Annotated in this window: 31 protein-coding genes; 17 read left to right on the forward strand and 14 right to left on the reverse strand. The window is 66.4% G+C overall.

The genetic code is table 11. From position 1 onward, the window contains the following. Positions 1-4 precede the first annotated feature (4 nt). Entirely contained in the window at positions 5-1,126 is a 1,122-nt protein-coding gene (locus HNH97_RS09015) for a tetratricopeptide repeat protein (protein WP_171790660.1), read from the reverse strand. A 42-nt stretch (positions 1,127-1,168) separates the two neighbouring features. Then, positions 1,169-1,723: a GNAT family N-acetyltransferase gene (locus HNH97_RS09020; protein ID WP_110913512.1), complete on the reverse strand. Its 555-nt coding sequence runs from the start codon at positions 1,721-1,723 to the stop codon at positions 1,169-1,171. Positions 1,724-2,215: 492 nt separating this feature from the next. On the opposite strand from HNH97_RS09020, the gene HNH97_RS09025 reads away from it, so the two are divergent. Continuing rightward, positions 2,216-3,856, forward strand: coding sequence for a phosphoethanolamine transferase (locus HNH97_RS09025; protein WP_171790661.1), 1,641 nt, complete (start codon positions 2,216-2,218; stop codon positions 3,854-3,856). 203 nt (positions 3,857-4,059) lie between these two features. On the opposite strand, the gene HNH97_RS09030 is transcribed toward HNH97_RS09025, so the two are convergent. Beyond that, positions 4,060-4,473 (reverse strand): hypothetical protein, encoded by a 414-nt coding sequence (locus tag HNH97_RS09030; protein WP_110914004.1) that lies wholly within the window; start codon positions 4,471-4,473, stop codon positions 4,060-4,062. A gap of 49 nt (positions 4,474-4,522) precedes the next feature. Between HNH97_RS09030 and HNH97_RS09035 the strand changes: the two genes are divergently transcribed. The 7 genes from HNH97_RS09035 to HNH97_RS09065 all read left to right on the forward strand — a co-directional run bounded on the left by HNH97_RS09035 (position 4,523) and on the right by HNH97_RS09065 (position 9,248). After that, positions 4,523-4,717 (forward strand): hypothetical protein, encoded by a 195-nt coding sequence (locus HNH97_RS09035; RefSeq protein ID WP_171790662.1) that lies wholly within the window; start codon positions 4,523-4,525, stop codon positions 4,715-4,717. An 81-nt stretch (positions 4,718-4,798) separates the two neighbouring features. Next, positions 4,799-5,812 carry a Gfo/Idh/MocA family protein gene (locus HNH97_RS09040; protein WP_171790663.1) on the forward strand — a complete coding sequence of 338 codons (1,014 nt, stop codon included), beginning with the start codon at positions 4,799-4,801 and terminating at the stop codon, positions 5,810-5,812. Between the two features lie 140 nt (positions 5,813-5,952). After that, on the forward strand, positions 5,953-6,459 hold the full coding sequence (locus HNH97_RS09045) for a hypothetical protein (RefSeq protein WP_110914040.1): 507 nt from the start codon (positions 5,953-5,955) through the stop codon (positions 6,457-6,459). Between the two features lie 59 nt (positions 6,460-6,518). Next, positions 6,519-6,908 carry a hypothetical protein gene (locus HNH97_RS09050; RefSeq protein WP_110914007.1) on the forward strand — a complete coding sequence of 130 codons (390 nt, stop codon included), beginning with the start codon at positions 6,519-6,521 and terminating at the stop codon, positions 6,906-6,908. 412 nt (positions 6,909-7,320) lie between these two features. Next, positions 7,321-7,824, forward strand: a complete 504-nt coding sequence (locus HNH97_RS09055) for a hypothetical protein (RefSeq protein WP_171790664.1) — start codon at positions 7,321-7,323, stop codon at positions 7,822-7,824. 98 nt (positions 7,825-7,922) lie between these two features. Next, positions 7,923-8,513, forward strand: coding sequence for a hypothetical protein (locus HNH97_RS17935; RefSeq protein WP_244949374.1), 591 nt, complete (start codon positions 7,923-7,925; stop codon positions 8,511-8,513). Between the two features lie 303 nt (positions 8,514-8,816). Then, complete coding sequence (locus HNH97_RS09065; protein ID WP_171790665.1) at positions 8,817-9,248, forward strand: hypothetical protein; 432 nt, start codon at positions 8,817-8,819, stop codon at positions 9,246-9,248. A 10-nt stretch (positions 9,249-9,258) separates the two neighbouring features. On the opposite strand, the gene HNH97_RS09070 is transcribed toward HNH97_RS09065, so the two are convergent. Beyond that, positions 9,259-9,546 (reverse strand): hypothetical protein, encoded by a 288-nt coding sequence (locus HNH97_RS09070; RefSeq protein WP_171790622.1) that lies wholly within the window; start codon positions 9,544-9,546, stop codon positions 9,259-9,261. 236 nt (positions 9,547-9,782) lie between these two features. Here HNH97_RS09070 and HNH97_RS09075 point away from each other — a divergent pair, with 236 nt between their 5' ends. From HNH97_RS09075 to HNH97_RS09080, 3 genes are all read left to right on the forward strand, one after another. Beyond that, the gene (locus tag HNH97_RS09075) at positions 9,783-9,935 is read left to right on the forward strand and encodes a DUF3309 family protein (protein ID WP_171790666.1); all 153 of its coding nucleotides are present in this window, start codon (positions 9,783-9,785) and stop codon (positions 9,933-9,935) included. A gap of 32 nt (positions 9,936-9,967) precedes the next feature. Then, positions 9,968-10,099, forward strand: a complete 132-nt coding sequence (locus tag HNH97_RS18170) for a hypothetical protein (protein ID WP_265176077.1) — start codon at positions 9,968-9,970, stop codon at positions 10,097-10,099. Between the two features lie 254 nt (positions 10,100-10,353). Further along, on the forward strand, positions 10,354-11,274 hold the full coding sequence (locus HNH97_RS09080) for a metallophosphoesterase (protein ID WP_171790667.1): 921 nt from the start codon (positions 10,354-10,356) through the stop codon (positions 11,272-11,274). Between the two features lie 119 nt (positions 11,275-11,393). Here HNH97_RS09080 and HNH97_RS09085 read toward each other — a convergent pair whose 3' ends face one another. The 3 genes from HNH97_RS09085 to HNH97_RS18175 all read right to left on the reverse strand — a co-directional run bounded on the left by HNH97_RS09085 (position 11,394) and on the right by HNH97_RS18175 (position 12,076). Further along, complete coding sequence (locus tag HNH97_RS09085; protein ID WP_171790668.1) at positions 11,394-11,579, reverse strand: hypothetical protein; 186 nt, start codon at positions 11,577-11,579, stop codon at positions 11,394-11,396. Positions 11,580-11,710: 131 nt separating this feature from the next. Continuing rightward, on the reverse strand, positions 11,711-11,893 hold the full coding sequence (locus tag HNH97_RS09090; RefSeq protein ID WP_110914014.1) for a hypothetical protein: 183 nt from the start codon (positions 11,891-11,893) through the stop codon (positions 11,711-11,713). Positions 11,894-11,947: 54 nt separating this feature from the next. Next, entirely contained in the window at positions 11,948-12,076 is a 129-nt protein-coding gene (locus HNH97_RS18175) for a hypothetical protein (protein ID WP_261310160.1), read from the reverse strand. Positions 12,077-12,248: 172 nt separating this feature from the next. Between HNH97_RS18175 and HNH97_RS09095 the strand changes: the two genes are divergently transcribed. The 3 genes from HNH97_RS09095 (at position 12,249) to HNH97_RS09105 (ending at position 13,783) form a co-directional block, all read left to right on the forward strand. Beyond that, a complete protein-coding gene (locus HNH97_RS09095; protein ID WP_171790669.1) occupies positions 12,249-13,052 on the forward strand; it encodes an SDR family NAD(P)-dependent oxidoreductase in 804 nt (267 codons plus the stop codon). A 167-nt stretch (positions 13,053-13,219) separates the two neighbouring features. Beyond that, positions 13,220-13,525: a hypothetical protein gene (locus tag HNH97_RS09100; RefSeq protein WP_244949375.1), complete on the forward strand. Its 306-nt coding sequence runs from the start codon at positions 13,220-13,222 to the stop codon at positions 13,523-13,525. Between the two features lie 57 nt (positions 13,526-13,582). Next, positions 13,583-13,783, forward strand: a complete 201-nt coding sequence (locus HNH97_RS09105; RefSeq protein ID WP_227744461.1) for a hypothetical protein — start codon at positions 13,583-13,585, stop codon at positions 13,781-13,783. Positions 13,784-13,816: 33 nt separating this feature from the next. Here HNH97_RS09105 and HNH97_RS09110 read toward each other — a convergent pair whose 3' ends face one another. After that, positions 13,817-15,052, reverse strand: coding sequence for an MFS transporter (locus HNH97_RS09110; protein WP_171790670.1), 1,236 nt, complete (start codon positions 15,050-15,052; stop codon positions 13,817-13,819). Position 15,053: 1 nt separating this feature from the next. After that, positions 15,054-15,233, reverse strand: coding sequence for a hypothetical protein (locus tag HNH97_RS09115; RefSeq protein ID WP_171790671.1), 180 nt, complete (start codon positions 15,231-15,233; stop codon positions 15,054-15,056). Here HNH97_RS09115 and HNH97_RS09120 point away from each other — a divergent pair. Further along, the gene (locus HNH97_RS09120; RefSeq protein WP_110914018.1) at positions 15,232-15,516 is read left to right on the forward strand and encodes a hypothetical protein; all 285 of its coding nucleotides are present in this window, start codon (positions 15,232-15,234) and stop codon (positions 15,514-15,516) included. The two genes, HNH97_RS09115 and HNH97_RS09120, sit on opposite strands and share 2 nt — an antisense overlap. Positions 15,517-15,557: 41 nt before the next feature. Here HNH97_RS09120 and HNH97_RS09125 read toward each other — a convergent pair whose 3' ends face one another. After that, entirely contained in the window at positions 15,558-15,776 is a 219-nt protein-coding gene (locus tag HNH97_RS09125) for a hypothetical protein (RefSeq protein WP_171790672.1), read from the reverse strand. 109 nt (positions 15,777-15,885) lie between these two features. On the opposite strand from HNH97_RS09125, the gene HNH97_RS09130 reads away from it, so the two are divergent. Both HNH97_RS09130 and HNH97_RS09135 read left to right on the forward strand, forming a co-directional pair. Then, positions 15,886-16,107, forward strand: a complete 222-nt coding sequence (locus HNH97_RS09130) for a hypothetical protein (RefSeq protein WP_110914019.1) — start codon at positions 15,886-15,888, stop codon at positions 16,105-16,107. 349 nt (positions 16,108-16,456) lie between these two features. Continuing rightward, positions 16,457-16,636: a CsbD family protein gene (locus tag HNH97_RS09135; RefSeq protein WP_110914020.1), complete on the forward strand. Its 180-nt coding sequence runs from the start codon at positions 16,457-16,459 to the stop codon at positions 16,634-16,636. A gap of 259 nt (positions 16,637-16,895) precedes the next feature. On the opposite strand, the gene HNH97_RS09140 is transcribed toward HNH97_RS09135, so the two are convergent. From HNH97_RS09140 to HNH97_RS09155, 4 genes are read right to left on the reverse strand one after another with little or no spacing between them, the layout of a single operon-like run. Then, the gene (locus tag HNH97_RS09140) at positions 16,896-17,981 is read right to left on the reverse strand and encodes a sulfate/molybdate ABC transporter ATP-binding protein (protein ID WP_171790673.1); all 1,086 of its coding nucleotides are present in this window, start codon (positions 17,979-17,981) and stop codon (positions 16,896-16,898) included. Further along, on the reverse strand, positions 17,978-18,793 hold the full coding sequence (locus HNH97_RS09145; protein ID WP_171790674.1) for a sulfate ABC transporter permease: 816 nt from the start codon (positions 18,791-18,793) through the stop codon (positions 17,978-17,980). Before HNH97_RS09145 ends, HNH97_RS09140 begins: the two co-directional genes overlap by 4 nt. Positions 18,794-18,801: 8 nt before the next feature. After that, on the reverse strand, positions 18,802-19,689 hold the full coding sequence (cysT, locus tag HNH97_RS09150; RefSeq protein WP_171790675.1) for a sulfate ABC transporter permease subunit CysT: 888 nt from the start codon (positions 19,687-19,689) through the stop codon (positions 18,802-18,804). Further along, on the reverse strand, positions 19,686-20,711 hold the full coding sequence (locus HNH97_RS09155) for a sulfate ABC transporter substrate-binding protein (protein ID WP_110914023.1): 1,026 nt from the start codon (positions 20,709-20,711) through the stop codon (positions 19,686-19,688). Before HNH97_RS09155 ends, cysT begins: the two co-directional genes overlap by 4 nt. Positions 20,712-20,909: the final 198 nt, after the last annotated feature.

A 20,909-nucleotide genomic window follows, 5' to 3' on the forward strand; every position in this document is an offset into this window, starting at 1 on the left:
CGGTTCAGCCTGCCTTGCGCGGCGGCAGGAAAAAGCGGGTTTCCATGTACTCGCGCGCGATGTCCTGATCCGCGCTCAGCCGTGCGATGCCACGCAGCAGGAAATTGAACGGGTCGTCCTCCCCCTTGCCCATCAGCGTGCACAGTTCCTCCCGGTGGGCGGCGAAATATGCGCGGTCACGCAGCGGGGCAAGGGCGGGGTCATCGAGGCTGAATTCCTCGTATTCGTCCGTCTCGGCCTCATCGAGGGAGAGGACATACAGCAGCGATGCCATCGACGCATTGGCCCGGCAGCCATATCCAAGTTCGTAGAAAAGGGCGAGGTTGGCGGTATTCTCCCCCCGCCCCCCCAATGCGAACAGGCGCTGGCGCAGCCTGATGGCAACGGCGAGGTCCTGTTCCACCAGGCCGTCGTCCTCCTCGTTCTCATACGCCTCGGCCAGCATGTTCAGCGCCGGCAGGTCATCATGCAGCGCCGCACGCCCCAGCCATTGCAGCGCCTGCGCGCGGGCGGCCTGCCGCGTTGCGCCGTCCGTGGCGTGGCGGGCCTTCGCATCCCAGCATTCCCCGGCCGCGCGCATCGACTTCACATCGCCCGCCTCCGCCGCGCGGGTGTACCACGCAATGGCGGCGTCGGGGTCGGACTGCCCAAGGCGGCCACGCTCATAAATCTCCCCGATGCCCCAGTATCCTTCGGCATATCCGGCATCGCCCGCGCGTTCGTACCATGCCTTCGCCGTGGGGGCGTCCTTTGCATACCCGCCTTCGGCCAGCAGGAACGCGCGGCCGACGCAGAACATGCCCTCCGCATTGCCGGCATCGGCCGCCCTGCGGAACCACGCCACGGCACCGGGTTCGTCCCCCGCGCGTCCCGTGACGGCCCCAAGCTGGAGCATTGCCTCCGTATCGCCCGCCGCCGCCGCCATGCGCAGCGCCTCCATGGCCAGCGGCGGCGGCGCGACGGGGGGCGGCGGCTCCGGCTGCACATCCTTTGCGACGCCCTCCGCGATTATACGCAGCATCTGCGCATCCGGCACGAAGGCAATCGCCGCCAGCGGGTCCGTGTCGGGGGAGTTCGTCTCGGGGGTCTGCCGTTCGCTCATTGCGCGTTCCATTCCATCATTCATGCCATGCACCTGCCGTCCCCGCGCGGGGTGGCGCTGGCGCGACTATGCCACATCCGCGTCCGGCGCACGCGCCAGCATCACGCATGATGCGTTGCGATAGGTACACTCCCCCGTCGGGCGGTATCCCATCCGCGCCGCCAGCCGCAGGGAGGGGTGGTTGTCCGGGTCGATGATGGCCACCGTGCGCTGCGGGCCATGGGTGCGCGCGAACCAGTCATGGATGGCGCGTGCGGCCTCCGTCGCGTATCCCCTGCCGTGGGCGGCGGATGTCATGATCCACGCCACCTCCGGGCAGCGATCGAATTCCGCGCCCAGCCCACGGTGGAAATCCGCCAGCCCCACATCGCCCAGGAACCGCCCGTCCGCGCGGTCGAACACGCCAAACAGCCCGTAACCCAGCGCCGACCAGTGCCCGATATAGCGCAGCAGGCGGTTCCACGACTCCTCCTCGCTCGGGCGGGGGGAACTGAGGAAACGGCGTGTGCCTTCATCAAGGAACATCGCGCGCCAGTCATGGAAATCCGACAGGCGGTGCGGCCGCAGCACAAGGCGCGGCGTCCTGATCACGGGGAGGGTCGGGGAAAGCGGGTCTGCCATTGTCACTCCATGCCCTGTGTCACGCCACGCGGACGGCCACAACCCATATCACGGATCGAACCGCCCGACGATCCTTCCACACGTAGCGCAGTCGGTGCATGCCCCACCCGGGCGGCTTGCTCCGGACCCGACAGGGATCACGCTCCCTGCACCCTGATCCGTTTAAAAGTCATGGTTTCCAAAGGGTAATACCCTTTGGTGGGGGTTCGGGGGCAAAGCCCCTGAAATGGTCGGCGCATGGAACACCCGGGCTCTGCCCAGACCCGGCAGGGATCGCGATCCCTGCACCCTGATTCATTTAAAAGTCATGGTTTCCAAAGGGTAATACCCTTTGGTACGGGTTCGGGGGCAAAGCCCCTGAGGCCTGCCCTGCCATCACGCAGGGGTTCGCATGGGTGACGGGCTCTATTACAGATCGTTTCATCTTTCCCCCACCCATTGCCTGCGGGTCGGGGGGCATGCTGTTCTGCGCGAAACAGTCTTTCCGGGTCCATGACAATCGCCTTTTTCCGCCGTTTCCTGTCGCACTCGCCCCGCCCTGACATCTGGTTCTGGCTGCTTGTCGCCATGGCGCTGTCGCCGTCGGTCCTGTCGCTGCATGGCGTCGTGCGCAGTATCGCGACGGCCATGGTGCTGATGGCGGCGCTGGGGCGGCGGCGCGCGGTGATCGTGGCGCTGCTGCCTGCGCTGCTGCTGCTGCCGATGGTGCTGTATTATGTCCACCTGACCGGACGCCTGCCGGGTGTGCAGTTGTGGCTGGTGCTGTTTTACTGCTCCTTCCCGGTCATCGTGGGATACCTGCATGCATTCTGGCCGTGGCTGCTGCTGTGGGGGGGGATGTGCCTTGGCGCGGTGGGCCTGTATGTCGCGCGGCCACGCGGGGCGGTGCTGGCGTCGGGATGGGGACGGCGGGGATGGGTGCGGTGGTTCACGCTGCTGCTGCTGGTGCCGATGGGCGCGCGGGTCATGCAACTGAACCAGGAGAATTTCCACCGTGCCGTGAATTACAACCCGTTTTACGGGCTGGAGGATTTCTACGACCATTCCTATCCGTGGAACCTGGTTGCGGGCTACCTTGCCGGGCGGCATGAAACCCGGCGCGTGACCGACATGGCGCGGCGGATGAACCATCAACCGGTGCGCTTCACCACCCCGCCCGACCGCGATCCCCCGCATGTCGTCGTGCTGGTGATTGGCGAAAGCGCGCGGCGCGACCACCTGCACATGTATGGCTACCACGTGCCCGACACCCCGGAGATGGAGCGCGAGGACGGGCTCCTGCGCTTTGGCGACATGGTGACGCCGTTCGATTACACGGTGGGCGCGGTGCCGGTCATCCTGTCGCAGTTCGACCGCGTGCTGGCGTCACGCATCACGCAGCACGACCTGATTTCCCTGTTCAACGCCGCCGGGTATGACACGTGGTGGATCAGCAACCATCCCCGCCTTGGCCCGTATGACAGCGTGATCGGCGCCTATTCCGAACAGGCGCGCCACGTCGTCTATACCACCGTGCATGGCGGGATGATGAGCCGTCCGAAACTGGACGAAGCCCTGCTGCCCGAAGTCGCGCATGCCCTGCAGGGCGCGCACGGCAACACCTTCATCATCGTGCATGTGTTCGGCAGCCATGAATTCGTGGCCGACCGCTTCCCCCGCGCCTATGCCCGCTTCGGGTCGGATTATGACAACAGCATCGCCTATACCGACCATGTGCTGGCGCAGGTTACCGACATGCTGCGTGCGCTGCCGGGGGACAACATGCTGTTCCACGTCGCCGACCACGGGGTCCGCGTCAGCGAATGCACCGCCGGGCATACGCAGCATGGCGACCTGAAGCAGTCCTATGCCGTGCCGTTCCTGATGTGGCTCTCCCCCTCATGGATCGCCCATCACCCGGCGCAGTACGACACCGTGCGCACGCACCTCGACGCACCGCTGATGACATGGAACCTGCCCGACAGCATCGCCGATGCCGCGGGGCTTCACCTTGCCGATGGGGACGCCACGAAATCCGTGTTCTCCCCCCTGCTCGCCCGGCCGCACCGCGTGGTCCATGGCGACGGGGACAACATCAATGTGGATTACGACCACAGCCATAACACGGCCGAATGCCATATCATGCCGGACTGATCCTGCCGTGCCCCGGGGGCCTTGCCCCCGCACCCCCACCAAAGGGCATTGCCCTTTGGAAACCATGACTTTTAAAACGAATCAGGGGGCAGGGATCGTGATCCCTGCCGGGTCCGGAGCAAGCCGCCCGTGTGTCGCGTGCGCCGACGGCCTCAGGGGCGTTGCTCCGAACCCCTGAAACCATGACTTCTGGATGTCTGGCGTCAGTGCTGCTGCGCCGCCTCGGGGTGGTGGCGCACATAGGCGTCATAGCGACGCTGGTCCACGCAGAAGGCGAGGTTCTTGTACAACTGGATATGGCGCTGCGCGGTGACCTGCTGCTGGCAGGTGACCCTGTCGGCGTCCTTGTATTCGTCCCACACGCCGCGCAGGACGGCGGCCTTCTCCTTTTCGGCGGAGACGCAGGCATATTTCACCTCGTCACCGAACTCGTTGGTGCAGTCGGCGTCGATGTCATATTCGGGGAAGGCCGGGCTTGCCGCCGGCAGGTGGACCGCAGGGTCGATATACAGGGAATCCAGCATCGCCTCCGACACCGCATGGGCGGGCGATACCCCCGCAACCAGCGTGGCGGCCACAACCGAAAGCACCGCCACAACGCCACCTGTCTTCTTCATGTCCGCAATCCTTTTACGCACATCCGGCCTGCCACCGTGCAGGTCCGTCGTGGCGCGCACTGTGATGGAGTTGCAGGGAATTGAAAAGCCCAAAATCCACCGCCGCGCCCGTCGCCGCATGCCCGCCCGTGCCCGTCATGGCCGCGTCACGGTCCCGTCACGCGGGCGTGACGCCGGGGTGGTGGCGATAATCCCCCCACACGCACAGGTTGCTGCTGGACAGGGACGCGCAATGCCGCAATGATGATGCCCCATCACCCCCGACAGGTCATGGCCGCGCCCCCGGACCATCGGCCTGCATGCCGCCTGTAGAGGGATCGACCGCATGACCGCCCCCACGCCCCCGTCCCCCACGCCATCGCGCACGCCCCGGCCCATCCGCATCGCGATCATCGGCACGGGCACCATCGCCAACACGCAGCATGTGCCGGTCATCCGCGCGCACCGGGGATTTACGCTGGTCGCGGGCGTCAATCCCGTGCCGGTGACATGGTGGGCGGCCGCGACGGAGGGGACGAAGATGTTTTCGTCGATGTCCACCCTGATCCAGTCGGGGCTGGAGGTCGATGCGGTCGCGATCTGCACGCCGCCCGCCACCCATTACGCGCTGGCGGCGCAGGCACTGGCGGCGGGGTGGCATGTGCTGCTGGAAAAACCGCCCACGCCCATCCTGTCGCAGGCGATGGACCTGCACCGCCTGGCGCGCAACGCACGGCGCACGCTGATGACGTCGTGGCATGCGGCATGCGCGCCAGCCATCGCCCCGGTGCGGCAGATCCTGTCGGCCAACGGCATGCGCGCAATGCGCATCACATGGCGCGAAAGCGTGCAGAAATGGCACCCCGGCGCCAACTGGTTCTGGAAACCCGGCGGCCATGGCGTGTTCGACGCGGGCATCAACGCCCTGTCGATCGCCTGCGCGGTGATGGAGGAACCGCTGTTCGTGCGCGACGCCCTCCTTGACATCCCCGCAGGGGCCGCCACCCCCTGTACCGCGCAGGTGCAGTGGACCACGCCCACCCTGTCATCGGGGCTGGAGGGGGTGTTCGACTGGACCCATCGCGGGACGGAGGTCTGGGACATCGCATGGACGCTGGACAATGGCCGCAGGCTGGTCCTGTCCCATGGCGGCGGGGGGCTGTCGCTGGACGGGGTGGGCATCACCCTGCATGGCACGCATGAATATGAATGTGTCTACAGCCGGTTTGAGACGCTGGTCCATGCCGGCGCGTGCGAGATCGAATACCGTCCCGTCGCCCTGGTGGAGGACATCCTGTCCACCGGGCAGCGCCGTCCCGCCGACATGGCGGTCAAGATCCCGCCCGATCCCACCCCCTGAACCATACCCTGAAACGCAGCCATAACACCGCGCGATGGAGGCCCTGCATCACGGGGGATGCCATGCGGGGTGATTGTGGTCTATAACCCCGTGCGTGCGATACCCAACAGGCAGGACGGGCGGCAATTCAGGTGACATGGGTGACATGGGGCGAGTATCAGGCGCTCGTCCAGCTTTCGGCCGGGATGAACATGGCGATCCTGAGCTTCGTGGACATCAGCCTTCCGGCCATAAAGGAACGCCGCCGCGTCTTTGAAAAGGCCCAGCAGGAGCTGGAGCGCCACAAGAAGACCACGCGCCACAACGACCCCGACGCGCAGGACGCCCACAACCGCAGCATCAGCGAGATGGACCAGAAGATGTACCTGCTGTGGAAGGAGGCCGCCGCCTTCAGCAGCGAGGAGGACTCGCTCCTCAAATCCACCGGTGTCATGGGCGTGACGGGATCGGTCGTCAGCCTCGTGCTGCTGTGGTATTCGGCGCAGCATTACAACGACCCGATCTCCCTTCTGGGCAAGATCCTGATCGGGCTGTCGTTCGGTTCCCTGCTGGGCGCGTTCATCATCAATTTCATGACCGCGTCGCAGGCCGGGATGCTGACGCGCAAATGCAACGACATCCGCAGCGAAATGCACGACCTGCTGTAAAAGCGCGCGCGGCATGCATCCCCATGGCTTAGCCCCCGCGCCGTGGACGTGGTATCGCCATGTCCGCCGCGTGGCGCGCACCGCCGCCACCCGATCACACCACCGCCACAAAAGGGCATACGCACATGAACGCAACCGAAATCCGCACCCGTTTCAACGCGGCGCTGGACAACATCCTGTCCGATGACGAAGTCCCCGCCGACGCCCGCACCCTGCCGCAGGCCCTGTCGCAGGCGCTGATCGAGTACCGCCTGTCGGCCGCAAAGCCGGGGCAGGACCTGACGCCCGCCGACATCACCGTGTCCGACATCAAGGAGATCGACCGCCTGAAGGCCGGCGACGACGCCACCGCCGCGACCCTGCGCAAGATTACCGAAGGTGCGGACGACCGCGCCCTGCGCCTCGCTTTCCTGTACTACTGCCAGGCCATCACGCGTATGGCTGCCTGATCCCTGACATGTAACGCAGTCGGGGCATGGAACACCCGGGCGCCGCCCGGACCCGGCAGGGATCGCGATCCCTGCACCCTGATCCGTCTAAAAGTCATGGTTTCCAAAGGGCAATGCCCTTTGGTGGGGGTTCGGGGGCAAAGCCCCTGAGGCTCCCTCCCCACCAGAAACAGGTGGCACGCGGGCGGGGCCTGCTACAAAACCCCGCAATGCGCTCCCGCCGGAAGCGGTGCTACGGCCAGCAGAATATCACCGTGTCGCCGCGTGCCGCCTCCACTATGGGCGTTTTCCCCATGCCGCGCCACCGCGCCTTGCACGGGTGCGGGGGTTGGTCCTTAATATCGGGCATCCATGGGGGGCAGGACGGCCTACCGGATGACGGGACATGGGGCGGATGAAGGATCTTGGGTGCATGCTGCGGCTATCGCGTAAATTTTCGGGACCACTGCTGGGGCTTGCCCTTGTGGCGGGGATTTCCACCGTGGCGCAGGCGCAGCAGGCACAGACCCGGTTCGGCGCCATCGCCGTCAGCAACGACAAAATCACATGGCGCGGCCATACCCTTCACCCCGTCCTTGCGGGCAACAGTGGCCTGATGCTGTCGCAGCCCGTCCAGATGGGCAACAGCGATATCGTGCTGGTACAGAGCATCGGTGGCTCCCTGTGTCCCGCGACAGTGGCCATCGTGCAGGTGGGCCAGAAAAAGGAACACCACACCAATTTCTTTGGCACCTGTTCGGACCTTGTCCAGACGAAGGTCGTGGGCGACACGCTGGAGATTCGCATGCCCTCCATGCACCAGAAGGGCGTGCAACGCACCTATACCTACCACGAGGGGCAGGTCAGCAAGGACGGCGTGCTGCTGAATTCCTCATGCGCCAAAGGCGTTTGCGAGAATTACTTTGGCGATGAGTAAGGTCGCCACCATGTTTGTAACATAAAGTCACAGGCCGTTACATAGCCACACATTGCCAGACATGCGACAAGGCCGGGTCATCATGAACGGAGAAGATCATGAACAAGCTCGTGCCGCTGTTTGGCGGTATGGTGCTGCTGGCGGGATGTGCCGCCAGCCCCGATAGCGTCCGGCCCACCTATATTCCCGACACCGCCTATTCCAGCCTGAACTGCCAGCAGTTGGGCGAGGCGGAACTGAAGGAAGGCGACGTGCTGCAGACCCTGACGGACAAGCAGCACCGCGCCCGCAAGACCGACACATGGGGGGTCCTGATGGTGGGGCTGCCGCTGTCGGAAATGACCGGCAGCGACGTCAAGGGCCTGCTGGCCCGTGAAAAGGGCAAGATGGAGGCCCTGCACCGCGTCCAGATCGCCAAGGAATGCGCAGGCACCAGCGGCATGAACGACATGGGCCAGCCCGCCACGAACACCCCCACCGGCGGGACGGCGAATACCGGCGCCAACAGCTATATCGGCGGCACGGGCAACAGCAGCACATATGGCAGCGGCGCCTATGACACCGGCATTTCCGCGCGCGACAACACGCCCGGCCTTGGCCCCAGCGGCATGATGAACGACCCCGGCGGCATCGGCACCACCACAACCCCGGCCGCCGACCTGCCGGGTGCTGCGGACTTCCGCCACTGATCCTTTCGCAGGGGCGCTGCCCCTGCACCCCGCCAAAGGGTATTACCCTTTGGAAACCAGAACTTTTAAAACGGATCAGGGTGCAGGGAGCGCGTTCCCTGCCGGGTCCGGAGCAAGCCGCCCGGGTCTTCTGCGGCCTCGCCGCCCCTATACATTTCGTGACATTTTCGCCATCCCGTTGCGAAGCGTTCTCATTTATGGATAATGACGGGATACCATCCATCGGGGATGGGAACAGCGAGGGCAGGCCCTGGTGAAGATGCGCAATATTTCGGTATTTTTCCGCCCGGGGGCACACACCTGATGCCGCGCATCACGGTGCGGCGGGTGCATGGATGGTCGGCCCTGATCGCGGCCCCGAGCCTGCTGTTTTTCGCGCTGACGGGCATTTTCCAGATCTTCGGGTTTCACGAATCCCATAACGGGTACGTTCCCGTCCCGATCATCGAAAAACTGGGCGAACTGCACAAGAAACAGGCCTTCCGCGCGAAACCGCCGCGTCCCGGCCCCCCGCGTCCCGCAGGGGACAGCGGGCCGCCACGGCCACGGCCGCCCGAATCCACGCCCGTGCCGACATTGCTGCTGCGCTGGTTCTTCGCCCTTGTATCCGCCAGCCTCATCGTCTCCACCGTGCTGGGCGTGTGGATCGGCCTGACGCAGACGCGGCAGAAGAAACTGCATTACGGCCTGCTGGCGGCAGGAACGCTGATCCCGGTCGTGCTGGCGATGCTGTAGCCGCCAACGCCTAGCGCCAGGGATAGCCGTCGGGGTCATCATCCGGATCGCTGGAAAGCAGGTCTTCTTCCCCTTCCGGATCCTCGCCGCCTTCATTGTCCCACGTTTCCACGTCCTCGTCGTCCTCATCCTCCTCCTCCCCGTCATGTTCGGGCAGTTTCAGCGGTGCGGGCACGTCGTTTTCCTCCCCCGGGCCGGGGGCGGTGGGATCGTGGTCTTCCGGATGCGGGTCGGGCGGGGCCTCTGGCGGGATGCCAAGGCCGGGTCCGGGACGCGATGGCAGTGATGCTGGGCACATGAATGTTGTCCTCAACCTCTGTGCTGCCCCAAACCGGCGGGACGGGGCAAAGTTCCCGCACGCCCCCCGAGCGTGCGCATCATGGACCGGTCGGACAACATCCGCCCGTCCCCGCGATATGGCAGGGAACTTCGCAACGGATGTGGGGTTATCGCCCCACGATGTCGCCACGCTGCCCCCGGCCATGACCCCGGTCACGATATTGTGGCGATGCCCCCTTCCCGAAGGTCCGAACAATGAACAACATCCTTCTCGTCGTCATCGTCATCCTGCTGATCGGGGCCCTGCCGACATGGCCATACAGCGCGGGATGGGGCTATTACCCCTCGGGTGCGCTGGGACTTGTGGTGCTTGTTCTGGTGGTGCTGATGATCATGGGACGAATATGACGCCACACGCGCGCCCGTAAGGCGCAGGGTGGATGACGACAGGCGGCCGGGCCTTCCGTGCCGCCTGTTTTCATGTACGGCGCATGGCGGTGGACCCTGTCGCATGCCGCCTCTGCCGCTTCGTGGCGGGCGACGCCCCGCAATGCCATGCGCGCCTGTACTGAACGGGACAATGCGCGACCGCGCGTGTCATCGGACCGGCACTATTGCGCGAAACCCCGCCCCCATACATGCCCGTCATGCCGCAGGGCACGCCGCATTGGCAGACCCGGAAATCTGCGGGGGGATTTTCTTTCCATGCGGGCATATTGAACCACATGACGTTCCGTTACGTCGTGCATGATGCAATGCCGGATGCGAATCGGTTATGATCGCGCCATATCCCGCGCACGCCACAGCAGGAGGAACACGGCCCGTCATGCATGCACTGCCGCCCATGCCACCGCACATCACCCTGCGCGTCGGCGCGGCCCTGCCCGCCCCCGTGTCACTGCCGCACGGGCATGTCGAATTCGTCATTGGCGACGTGCATGGCGAACGCGCGCACCTGCATGCGCTGTGGCAGTACTGCGCACGGCATTTCCCCACCGCGACGTGCACCTCGCTTGGCGATGTGATCGACCGGGGACCGGACAGCATCGGCTGCCTGATGGATGTGCTGCAATATGCGCGCGCGGGGCGGCTTGCGGGCACGGACATCACCTTTCACGCGCTGCCGGGCAATCATGAACAGATGCTGTTCGCGCCGATCTTCAACGCGGAATATCCCGACATCTTCGTCGCGGGGGGCGGGGACTGGCTGACGCCATGGCTGCATCCGCATGGGGACCGGCGCCGCGCGCTGCTGGAGGCCGCGATCGCGGCGGGATTTGCGCCGGACGTGGCGCGATCCGTGCTGGATCATGGCATCGCCCGGTGGAAACCCGGCGCGGATGGCCGCCCGCCCATCGCCACGTTCCGCACCATTGGTTCGCTTCTGATGCTGCATGCGGGGATCAACCCCACCGTGGCCGATCCCGTGGCCTGGGCGCGGCGCTACAACCCGCTTCATGCCCATGACGACGACAATCCCCTGTGGATACGGGAGGAATTCTACACCGCCCCCAACCCGTGGCCGGGCGGGTGGTTCGTGGCGCACGGCCACACGTTCGAACACCGCATTCCCACCACGCCGGACGGCACCAGCAAGCCGCCGGGCGACCTGCGGCCCGAAGGGTACAGGCTGGGTCTGGATGCGGGGTCGAGCGCGACCGGCATCGTCGCCGCCGCCGCGATCCGCAACGGCACGGTACAGGTCATCACCGCGCATGAAACGTGGGACGTGCCGGAGGATGTGTGAAATAACCGTTTGAAAACCACAAAAGCCCCGGTCGCCGCCTTATTTCTGAAGGCAGCGTTCCCCGGGGCTTTTTCGATCCGAAGCCCCGTCAGAAACTTTCTTGTGATTCTCCGGTCGGGCTATGCGCCCGTGGGGACGGCGCAGCCACATTCGTGACGCGCCGCGTCCTCCACCACTGCTTTCACGGCTGTCTGCGATGGCCATTCCCGCAGGACCGGACGGCCCGTACGGTCCCATGCATGCAGCAATGTCTGCTTCCACTCATCACGGATTTCGCGTGGAATCTGGCGGATCGAGCGTTTCATGGCGTAACCTCCGTCATGCAGGGGCAACGTAATCCCCACAGGCACATAACATATCGCAATCATGGCCTGTGGAATGTGGATTTTTCATGAATTCGCCCCATCCCCGATCATAAGAATGTCAACCGCGGCCCCTACATGCCGGGGCCGCCCGCACTGCCGGGACCGGCGCCGGACTGTTGTGGGGAACCGCCCACGCCGCCCACGCCGTTGGGATAGCTGGAACCACCCGGCGGGGGCGCATGCCGCCCGCCACAGGCCGCAAGCCCGGCACAGACCGCAAGAAGACAGGCAAGACGCATCGTGGCGTGTCGCATCGGACACTCCCTGTTCAGAATGACCAGAAGTTCGGGGATTCGGGGGACGGCGCCCTATTTCTGCGGCGTGCCGTTGCTGCTGACGCCGGGGCCGCCGCCATCGTCCGACCCGCCGCCACCGGGCTTTGGCTTGTCACACGCCGACAGCGCGCCAAGCAGGACGACAGCGGTGGTGATTTTCATGATGCGTCCCAAAGGCGCCTCCCATGTGATCCGTGTTGACGACATGGCCCGTATTGAACGGACCGTGTTGACATGGGTTATCCCATCCATACGGTGTCAACAGACCGCGCGGCGATGAGTTGCCTGCGAAAACCGGCCTCTTTTGACCCATGGACATGACCAGGGACGTGAAATGACTGAAAAATCCGCGAAATTCTCCGGCAAGGTGGCACTCCTGACCGGGGCGGGGGGCAATATCGGCCTGGCCTGCGCGCACCGGCTGGCCCGCTCTGGCGCGGCGGTGGCGCTGCTCGACATGAATGCGCAGGCGTTGCAGGCGGCGGAAAAGGCCGTGGCCGCGCATGGGGTGAAGGCGCGTTCGTATGTGTGCGACGTCACCGACATTGCGGCGGTGCGCGATACGGTGGCGGCGGTCGTGGCGGAATTCGGGGCCATCGACTTCCTGTTCAACAATGCCGGATACCAGGGGGCGTTCGCGCCGGTGCAGGAGTATCCCGAGGACGACTTCGCCCGGGTCATGGACATCAACGTGCGTGGCGCGTTCCATGTCCTGCGCACGGTGTCGCAGCACATGGTCGCGCGCAGGTTCGGCCGCATCGTCAATACCGCCAGCATGGCGGGCGTGCAGGGACCGCCGAACATGGCGGCCTATGGCGCATCGAAATTCGCGATCATCGGCCTGACGGAGGTGGCGTCGAAGGACCTTGCGCCGTACAACATCCGCGTCAACGCCATCAGCCCCGCCTTCATGGGGCCGGGCATGATGTGGGACCGGCAGGTGGAACTGCAGGCGAAGGTCGGCAGCCAGTATTTCTCCACCGACCCCAAGGAAGTGGCGAAGCAGATGATCGGCAGCGTGCCGATGCGCCGCTATGGCAATATCGAGGAAATCCCCGGCGTGGTCGAATTCCTGCTGGGCGAGGATTCAAGCTACATGACCGGCGTAAACCTGCCGATCGCGGGCGGCATCCTGTAAAACGGAAAAAAGCCTTGAGGAACGCCGCCTTTTTCAAAAAAGGCGGCATCCAGAAACTTCCGTTCCCTTGAAAAACCGGCCTGTCACGTTTTTCCGCCATACCAAACCCGTCCGTTTCCCGGGCGTTGGCATCGGCACGACCATGACAAGGGAAAACGGGACAGGTGATGCGACGCTTTTCATTCCGGGGGACAGTCCTGCTTGGCGGCCTGCTGCTTGCCACGGCGCCGGGCGCATGGGCGCGCGAACATACCCGCCAGCAGCAGGCCCGCGCGTGCCAGGGCGATGCGCTGCGCCTGTGCGCGACCTCCATCCCCGATGAAAAACGCATCACCGCGTGCATGCAGCGCAAGATTGATCGCCTGTCGCCACGCTGCCGGGCGATGTTCACCCCGCCGGGCACCGACACCCCCGGCGGCGTGACGCAGGCCACGCCGCCCGTCGCGGCACGCCCGCCGGACGGGCAAAGCTGAACGCAACCCGGCGGCAGGCGGCGCGTTTTCGATGTTCCCCCAGCAGGAGCCTCCTTCATGACACGAACACGCACGATGACCGTCCTGATGCTGTCGCTGACGCTGGCCTGTACCGGCCTGTCCGGGTGCAAGCGCCATCACGAGACAGCGGGCGAGAAGCTGGATAAATTCGGCAACAAGGTGCAGGACACATTCGACCCGCCCAAGGGCCCGGCGGAAAAGGCGGGACGCAGCATCGACCGCGCCACGGGCAACTGAAGGCAAACATGGCCGGAAACTTCCCGGAAACTTCTAGGATCCACGCGCGCGGGGGCCCGTGACCGCCCGCGCGCCCATGCCCACCAGCGCCAGCAGCGCCGCCAGCATCATGAACGCCACCGACAGGCTGCTGTACTGCGCGACCATCCCGATCAGCGCGGGACCGATCAGGATCCCGGCATAGCCCATGATCGTGACCCCCGACACGGCGGCGGCGACGGGCATGACGCGCTGCCGCCCCATCGCGCCATACAGGACCGGCACGATATTGGCGCATCCCGCCCCCATCAGCGCCAGCCCGCCAAACGCCACCCACGGGGCCGCCACCATCACGACCAGCGCCAGCCCCGTCGCCGCACAGGCCGCACCCATGCCGATCACCCACGCATCGCCCATGCGCCGCACGATGGCGTCCCCCGACAGGCGGCCCGCGACCATCATGGCGCAGAACGCCACATACCCCGCCCCCGCCCGCGCGGGCGGCAGGTGCCGTGCGGTGGACAGGAAAACGGCGCTCCAGTCCAGCACCGCCCCCTCGACCAGGAACGCGACACAGCACATCGCCCCCGCCAGCAGCACGACCCCGTGCGGCAGGACCAGGCGCCGCGCCCCCGCCTGCCGCGGGGGTGGGGATATCGCATCCTGCGGGCCAAGCAGGCCGCCCGCCGCCAGCGCGGTCGTCCCCCCGACACACGCCACGACGGCAGCGGAAATGGCGGCGGGCGACAGTCCCAGCCCCAGGCCGCCACTGGCCCCCGCGGCGCCAAGCAGCGTGCCGACGCTGAACATGCCGTGGAATCCCGACATCATGGGCCGCGCGCTTTCATGTTCCACCGCGACGGCCTGCACGTTGATGACGCAGTCCATCGCCCCCATCGCCGCACCGAACAGCAGCAGGCACGCCGCCAGCGTCGCGGCGGTGGAGGCCAGCGCAAGCCCCGGCAGCATCAGGCACAGCAGCGCGCACGCCACCAGCAGCACCCGCCTGCACCCCACGCGCGCAAGCAGGCGCGCCGCCAGCGGCATCCCCACCACCGACCCCAGCCCAAGGCACAGCAGCAGCAGGCCCAGCCCCCCCGACGACAGGCCCGCCCGCGCCCGTGCGAACGGAACCAGCGGCCCCCACGCCGCAAGCGCAAAGCCGACCACAAGGAACACCAGTCGCGTCGCCACCTGCCGCCGCCGCAGCCCACCGGACGGTCCACTCGGCGGTCCACCGGGGGGGCCGCGCCGGTCGTCGGGCAAATATCCGCCATATTCCACTGGCATGTCAGCAGGGTTCCTTGTTCACGGCGCCGGATACGGACGTCAGGGCAGGCCGGCACGCAGGCGCGATCCCGGCGAACAGGGATAGGGGATTGTGCGCGAAACCGGCAACCCTGCGCGCCACCATCCGTTGCCCCTGTGCTTCTACTGGGTCCATGACGGACCATGGGAGAAAGATCATCATGACGACATTCCACACCCTTCCCACCCCCACGCAGGTCCCTGCGCGGGGGCGGGACACCCGCGCCACTCCCGCGCAGGCCGGCAGCGTGCGTTCAGCCCTGCGTCCGGCCATACGTCCACTGGCGCTCATGCTGTGCCTTGTCTCCCTGGCGGGATGCTATGGCGGGCGGGACTGGCACCACCACCACCGCCGCGACGGGTATTACGGCGGGGGATATTATGGCGGGCGCGGTGGGCCGGGCGGCGGATATGGCCATGGCCCCGGCGGTGGACGCGGATGGTAGGTTCCCCCCCGGTGGCGGGCGCGATGGCAGGCGGGAGGTTGTCATATGGCCGCCCCCACGCCACCATGCGCGCCACCACAGATCCGGGGAGCCTGATACAGGATGAAAGAACAGATCATACAGGGTGTGATTTCCATCGCCGTGGCGCTGACGTTCCTTGTGGTGTTGCAGATGGTCATGCGCTGAACGGTGTGGCGCGCCAGCATGCGGCCGCGCCGTCCGCGCAGGTGGGCCGGATGCACGACATTCCCTGCGGTCATGGACGGCGGGACAGGGCACGACGCGCGATCTTGCCGTGATCTTTCCCCACTCCTGCCGCAATGGCCCTGTGATATGTCACCCGGCAGACCCGTTAGTGGAGAATGCAGGATGAAAAAAACGATACTTGGCGCGCTGGCGCTGATGGTGGGTCTGGCCCCCGCCCTGGCGGTGGCGCGGCCGATGCCGCCGGGTTACCACCATGGTCCGCGTTACGAACGCCGTGGCTGGCGCGGGCCGCCGCCACGCATCTGGCACAGGCCGCCGGTATGGGGCGGCTATTACGGGCCACCGCCGCCGCCGCCTCCGCCGCCGGTCTATCCCTACTGGTAAGCAGGCAGGCCCCGGCATGGGAAATCCCCGTCCGGGGCCGGGCATGCAGGCATGCATCCATGCGCCGGTGCCCATGCGCCAGTAACGGGGCCGCATGCCATGTGTAACCGGCGGCATATTTCATGACATGTCCGCCATGAATACCGACCATCATTTCCTGTCGGGAAATTAACCTTCAATCAATACATGGGACACCATGATAAAGGGTGCGTTATTTTTTCGCATCCATGCAACCCGACGCCAGCCATGGCGTTGACCCCGTATGGCCGATCGCGACGATCACGCCAGCAGACGTGTCCACCCCCCCCGGGGCGCGGGCACGAACCCAAGGAAATCAGGAACCATCATCATGGGTGAATTTACCGACAAGCTGAAGGGCACGACCGACAAGGCCGTGGGCTCCATCAAGGAAACCGTCGGCAAGGCCACGGGCAACGAGGATCTCGAAGCCCGGGGCATGGCCCAGAAGCTGAAGGGACAGGCCGAAAAGGCCGTCGGTAGCGTCAAGGGCACGATCAACAAGATCTGACCCCCCTGCGACCGGAGGAGACGGAGCCTCAATTCCGTCCCCCCTGCCGTTCCTCCCCGCCGCCCTTCAGGCGCGCAGGGGAGGAACACAGCCCCGGCCCCCGGGGGCGCAGACGACCACTTCGCGCATGCCATGGCCCCCATGGCGTGCGTTTTTTATGTACGCCCCCCCACCCCTGTTTCGCCAGAAGTCATGGTTTCCAAAGGGCAATGCCCTTTGGTGGGGGTTCGGGGGCAATGCCCCTGAGGCACAGACGCCGTCACACCACCCCACGCCCCCGCACAGGTTCCAGCGCCGCATCCCGCCCCTCCAGCCACCGCCCGTCACGCGCCACCCGTCCGGCGGCGGCGTCAAGCGCGCAGTTCACGACGATGCGCCCGCCCCCCGGTGGCACCACGCTTTCCAGGCGCAGCGTATCGGGGCCGCTCATGACATCGAATGTACCGATCGGCCCATTGGCCTGGCGCAGCCACGCCGTCGCCGCCCCCTGCCCCGGCAGCAGGCGCACATCGGCCGCCCGCACCAGAAGCTCTGCCGGGCCGTCCCCGCCATTGACCGCGACGGGACGCATGTCCGGCAGGTCCGCGATGAACGCGCCATTCGCCACCCGTCCGGGCAGGCGGGTCACGTCATGCATGAACTCCATGGCGAACGGGGTGGCCGGCGCGTCGTGCAACTGCTGCGGGGTGCCGGCCTGCACGATGCGGCCGTCGCGCATCAGGGCGATGGTGTCGGCAAGTTCGCTGGCTTCGTGCCGATCATGGGTGACAAGGATGGTCGTAAGCCCCAGCCGGTCATGCAGTTCACGCAGCCAGCCACGGATACTGCGCCGCACCAGCGGGTCCAGCGCGCCGAACGGTTCATCCAGCAGCAGCTCGCGCGGCCCCGTCGCCAGCGCGCGCGCCAGTGCGACACGCTGGCGCTGCCCGCCCGACAGTTCGTGCGGATACCGCCCGCCCATGCCCGGCAGGTGCATCAGCTCCAGCAGTTCCTCCACCCGTGCGGCGATCCGCGCACGATCGGGGCGGATGCGGCGCGGGCGGATGGACAGGCCGAACGCGATGTTGCGCGCCACCGTCATGTGGTCGAACAGGGCATAGTTCTGGAACACGAAGCCGATATTGCGCGACCGCGCCTCCAGCATGTCCACGCGCTGCCCATTAAGCAGCACGCGCCCCGAATCATGCGGGTCCAGCCCGGCAATGATGCGCAGAAGCGACGTCTTGCCCGCGCCCGACGGGCCAAGCAGCGCGGTAAAGCTGCCCTCCGCCACGTCCAGCGACACGTCATCGACGATCGGGCGTCCCCCCACCCGGCGCGTCAGGTTTTCAAGGCGTACGCTCATGCGGCATCCCCCATCGACACGGCGGCGCGTTCCACAAGGCCCCGCACCGCGACCACCGCCATCGCCATGAGCGCAAGCAGCGCCGCCATCGCAAAGGCCGCGACCGTCTGGTATCCGTTATACAGTGTCTCGATATGCAGCGGCATCGTTTCCGTCAGGCCGGGAATATGGCCCGACACCACCGACACCGCGCCGAATTCGCCCATCGCCCGCGCCGTGGTCATCAGCACCCCCGACACCAGCGCCGCGCGCGCACCGGGCAGCGTGACATGCCACAGCACCCGCCACATCCCCGCCCCCAGCGTCATGGCCGCTTCCTCCTGCGCGCGGCCCATATGGCGCAGCATCGGCATCATCGTGCGCGTGACATAGGGGAAGGTGACAAACAGCGTTGCCAGCAGGATGCCCGGCGGCGCGAACATGACGGGATAGCCCCAGCGTTCCAGCGCCGCCCCCCACCATCCCTGCGTGCCGAACACCAGAAGCCACACAAGCCCCCCCACCACCGGAGAGACGCTGAGCGGCAGTTCCACCAGCACGATGACCAGCCCGCGCCCCGGAAACGAAAACCGCGCCAGCGTCCACGCCGCCATCACGCCGAAAAAGCTGTTGATCGCCACCGCCAGCGCGGTGATGACCATCGTCAGCCGGATGGCCGACAGCGCATCGGGATCGCACAGGGCGTCCCACGCCGGGCGCAGCCCATGCGACAGGGCGGCGGCGAACACCATCACCGGCGGCAGCAGCACCATGATCCCCACCAGCGCCCAGACAAGGGCGGCGAACGCCCACCGCCCGGCGCGGTCCGTCATATCCGCCCTCATGCCGCGCCCCCGCCACCGCCACGCCCGACATGATGGCGCAGCCATGCAATCAGACCCAGCGACACCATCGCGATCCCCACCAGAACCAGTCCGATCAGGCTGGCCCCCTGCGTGTCATATTCCTGCAGGCGGATGACAATCAGCAGCGGGGCGATTTCGGTATGGAACGGCTGGTTCCCCGCAATGAAGATGACCGAGCCATATTCCCCGACGCCGCGTGCGAACGCCATGGCGAACGATGTCAGCAGCGCGGGATACAGCGCGGGCATCACCACGCGGGCCACCACCTGCGCACGCGTCGCGCCAAGGGTGCGGGCCACTTCCTCCGCCTCGGGCGGGAGGGCGCGCAGCACGGGGGCGATCGTGCGCACCACGAACGGCAGCCCCACGAACATCAGCGCGACAATGATGCCCGCCGGCGTGAACGCCACCTTCACCCCCACACGGGCCAGCGGCGCACCGATCCAGCCATGCGGGCCATACAGCGTCGCCATCGTGATGCCCACCACGGCGGTCGGCAGCGCAAACGGCAGTTCCACCAGCGCGTCGATCACGCGCCATCCCGGCACCCGCGCGCGCACCAGTCCCCATGCGATCACCACGCCCGCCACCACATCGAGCGCCGCCGCCACAAGGGCGCAGACGAAGCTGACCCGCAGGGCCGCCCCCATCCGCCCGTCATGCAGCAGATGGCCGAAGGCGGCGATCCCGCTGCCGAATCCCTCCGCCCAGGGCCGCGCCAGCAGCGCCACCAGCGGCAGCACCACCAGCGCGCCCAGCCACACGAATGTCAGCGACAGCCCGACACCCATGCCCGGCAGGCCCTGCCGCCGCCCGCGCCACGCGAACAGGCCCCCCGCCGTCACGTCACGACCGGGTGTCATCGGGCATAGATGCCGTCAAAGACGCCGCCATCGGCGAAATGCGTCTTCTGCACCTGCGTCCAGCCGCCAAGGGCTGCGATGTCGAACGTCCGGGTATCGGCAAAGGTCGCGCGGTTTTCGGCAAGGATGGACGGCGTGACGGGGCGGAAATAATGTTTCGCCCCGATCCGCTGCCCCGCATCGGTGAACAGGAAATCAAGGTAGGCGCGCGCAATTTCCAGCGTGCCATGCGCCTTCGCATTGCGCTCCACCACCGCGACGGGCGGTTCGGCAAGGATCGTCAGCGGCGGCACGACAATGTCGAACTGGTCCGGCCCGATGTCGCGCGCGGCCATCAGGGCCTCGTCCTCCCACGCCAGCAGGACGTCGCCGGTCCCGCGCTGCACGAAGCTGTTGGTCGCGCCCCGCGCGCCGGTATCAAGCACCGGGACGTGGGAAAACAGCGCCCGCAGGTACGCCCGCGCCGTGTCCGGCGTGCCGCCCGGCTGGCGCAGCGCCCAGCCCCATGCCGCGAGGTAGTTCCACCGCGCGCCGCCCGATGTCTTGGGGTTGGGGGTGATGACCTGCACCCCGTCGCGGATCAGGTCGGGCCAGTCATGAATCGCTTTCGGGTTGCCCTTGCGCACCAGAAAGACGATCGTACTGGTGAACGGGGTCGAATTGTGCGGCAGCAGCCCCTGCCAGTTGGCGGGCAGCAGCCCGGTCGCCGCCAGCATGTCGATGTCATAGGCCAGGCCAAGCGTCACCACGTCGGCGGGCGCGCCCTCCTGCACCGAACGGGCCTGCGCGCCGGATCCCCCGTGGGAGGTCCGCACCATCACCGCAGCCCCCCCATGCGTGCGCGCCCATTGCGCGGCAAAGGTGCGATCGACCTCCTGGTACAGTTCGCGGGTCGGGTCATAGGACACGTTCAGCAGCGTCGTCGCCGCCCACGCCGCGCGCGGACGCCCCGCCAGCAGCGCGGCACAGCCCAGCCCGGCCTGAAGGAAACCACGGCGGTTCGAAAGGAATGATGGCTTCATGGAACAGGTCTTCCCCGGCGGCGTCACGCATGACGGACATCCCCCCGCAGACAGCCGCGCGGCATGGCGGCCGGACGGGGGATAATTAAACCATTCAAGATCGTTTAATACTCTAGGTCACGCCCGCGAAACCTGTCAATAATCATCTTCCATGGACGTACTTCGCGGCAATTAACGATTCACATGTGTTTTATATGT

The organism is Gluconacetobacter entanii (assembly GCF_013155425.1).
Lineage (GTDB): Bacteria > Pseudomonadota > Alphaproteobacteria > Acetobacterales > Acetobacteraceae > Novacetimonas > Novacetimonas entanii.

Bases quoted from the DNA above. Each gene is read 5' to 3' on its own strand.
- HNH97_RS09015 (WP_171790660.1), bottom strand. From the start codon at position 1,126: ATGAATGATGGAATGGAACGCGCAATGAGCGAACGGCAGACCCCCGAG.
- HNH97_RS09140 (WP_171790673.1), bottom strand. From the start codon at position 17,981: ATGAGCGTACGCCTTGAAAACCTGACGCGCCGGGTGGGGGGACGCCCG.
- HNH97_RS09050 (WP_110914007.1), top strand. From the start codon at position 6,519: ATGTCCGCCGCGTGGCGCGCACCGCCGCCACCCGATCACACCACCGCC.
- HNH97_RS09135 (WP_110914020.1), top strand. From the start codon at position 16,457: ATGGGTGAATTTACCGACAAGCTGAAGGGCACGACCGACAAGGCCGTG.
- HNH97_RS18170 (WP_265176077.1), top strand. From the start codon at position 9,968: ATGACGACAGGCGGCCGGGCCTTCCGTGCCGCCTGTTTTCATGTACGG.
- HNH97_RS09100 (WP_244949375.1), top strand. From the start codon at position 13,220: ATGCGACGCTTTTCATTCCGGGGGACAGTCCTGCTTGGCGGCCTGCTG.
- HNH97_RS17935 (WP_244949374.1), top strand. From the start codon at position 7,923: ATGAACAAGCTCGTGCCGCTGTTTGGCGGTATGGTGCTGCTGGCGGGA.
- HNH97_RS18175 (WP_261310160.1), bottom strand. From the start codon at position 12,076: ATGAAAATCACCACCGCTGTCGTCCTGCTTGGCGCGCTGTCGGCGTGT.
- HNH97_RS09055 (WP_171790664.1), top strand. From the start codon at position 7,321: ATGCTGCGGCTATCGCGTAAATTTTCGGGACCACTGCTGGGGCTTGCC.
- HNH97_RS09120 (WP_110914018.1), top strand. From the start codon at position 15,232: ATGACGACATTCCACACCCTTCCCACCCCCACGCAGGTCCCTGCGCGG.
- HNH97_RS09130 (WP_110914019.1), top strand. From the start codon at position 15,886: ATGAAAAAAACGATACTTGGCGCGCTGGCGCTGATGGTGGGTCTGGCC.
- cysT (WP_171790675.1), bottom strand. From the start codon at position 19,689: ATGACACCCGGTCGTGACGTGACGGCGGGGGGCCTGTTCGCGTGGCGC.
- HNH97_RS09115 (WP_171790671.1), bottom strand. From the start codon at position 15,233: ATGATGATCTTTCTCCCATGGTCCGTCATGGACCCAGTAGAAGCACAG.
- HNH97_RS09155 (WP_110914023.1), bottom strand. From the start codon at position 20,711: ATGAAGCCATCATTCCTTTCGAACCGCCGTGGTTTCCTTCAGGCCGGG.
- HNH97_RS09110 (WP_171790670.1), bottom strand. From the start codon at position 15,052: ATGCCAGTGGAATATGGCGGATATTTGCCCGACGACCGGCGCGGCCCC.
- HNH97_RS09125 (WP_171790672.1), bottom strand. From the start codon at position 15,776: ATGACCGCAGGGAATGTCGTGCATCCGGCCCACCTGCGCGGACGGCGC.
- HNH97_RS09040 (WP_171790663.1), top strand. From the start codon at position 4,799: ATGACCGCCCCCACGCCCCCGTCCCCCACGCCATCGCGCACGCCCCGG.
- HNH97_RS09025 (WP_171790661.1), top strand. From the start codon at position 2,216: ATGACAATCGCCTTTTTCCGCCGTTTCCTGTCGCACTCGCCCCGCCCT.
- HNH97_RS09030 (WP_110914004.1), bottom strand. From the start codon at position 4,473: ATGAAGAAGACAGGTGGCGTTGTGGCGGTGCTTTCGGTTGTGGCCGCC.
- HNH97_RS09070 (WP_171790622.1), bottom strand. From the start codon at position 9,546: ATGTGCCCAGCATCACTGCCATCGCGTCCCGGACCCGGCCTTGGCATC.
- HNH97_RS09080 (WP_171790667.1), top strand. From the start codon at position 10,354: ATGCATGCACTGCCGCCCATGCCACCGCACATCACCCTGCGCGTCGGC.
- HNH97_RS09145 (WP_171790674.1), bottom strand. From the start codon at position 18,793: ATGACGGACCGCGCCGGGCGGTGGGCGTTCGCCGCCCTTGTCTGGGCG.
- HNH97_RS09090 (WP_110914014.1), bottom strand. From the start codon at position 11,893: ATGCGACACGCCACGATGCGTCTTGCCTGTCTTCTTGCGGTCTGTGCC.
- HNH97_RS09075 (WP_171790666.1), top strand. From the start codon at position 9,783: ATGAACAACATCCTTCTCGTCGTCATCGTCATCCTGCTGATCGGGGCC.
- HNH97_RS09065 (WP_171790665.1), top strand. From the start codon at position 8,817: ATGCCGCGCATCACGGTGCGGCGGGTGCATGGATGGTCGGCCCTGATC.
- HNH97_RS09095 (WP_171790669.1), top strand. From the start codon at position 12,249: ATGACTGAAAAATCCGCGAAATTCTCCGGCAAGGTGGCACTCCTGACC.
- HNH97_RS09020 (WP_110913512.1), bottom strand. From the start codon at position 1,723: ATGGCAGACCCGCTTTCCCCGACCCTCCCCGTGATCAGGACGCCGCGC.
- HNH97_RS09085 (WP_171790668.1), bottom strand. From the start codon at position 11,579: ATGAAACGCTCGATCCGCCAGATTCCACGCGAAATCCGTGATGAGTGG.
- HNH97_RS09105 (WP_227744461.1), top strand. From the start codon at position 13,583: ATGACACGAACACGCACGATGACCGTCCTGATGCTGTCGCTGACGCTG.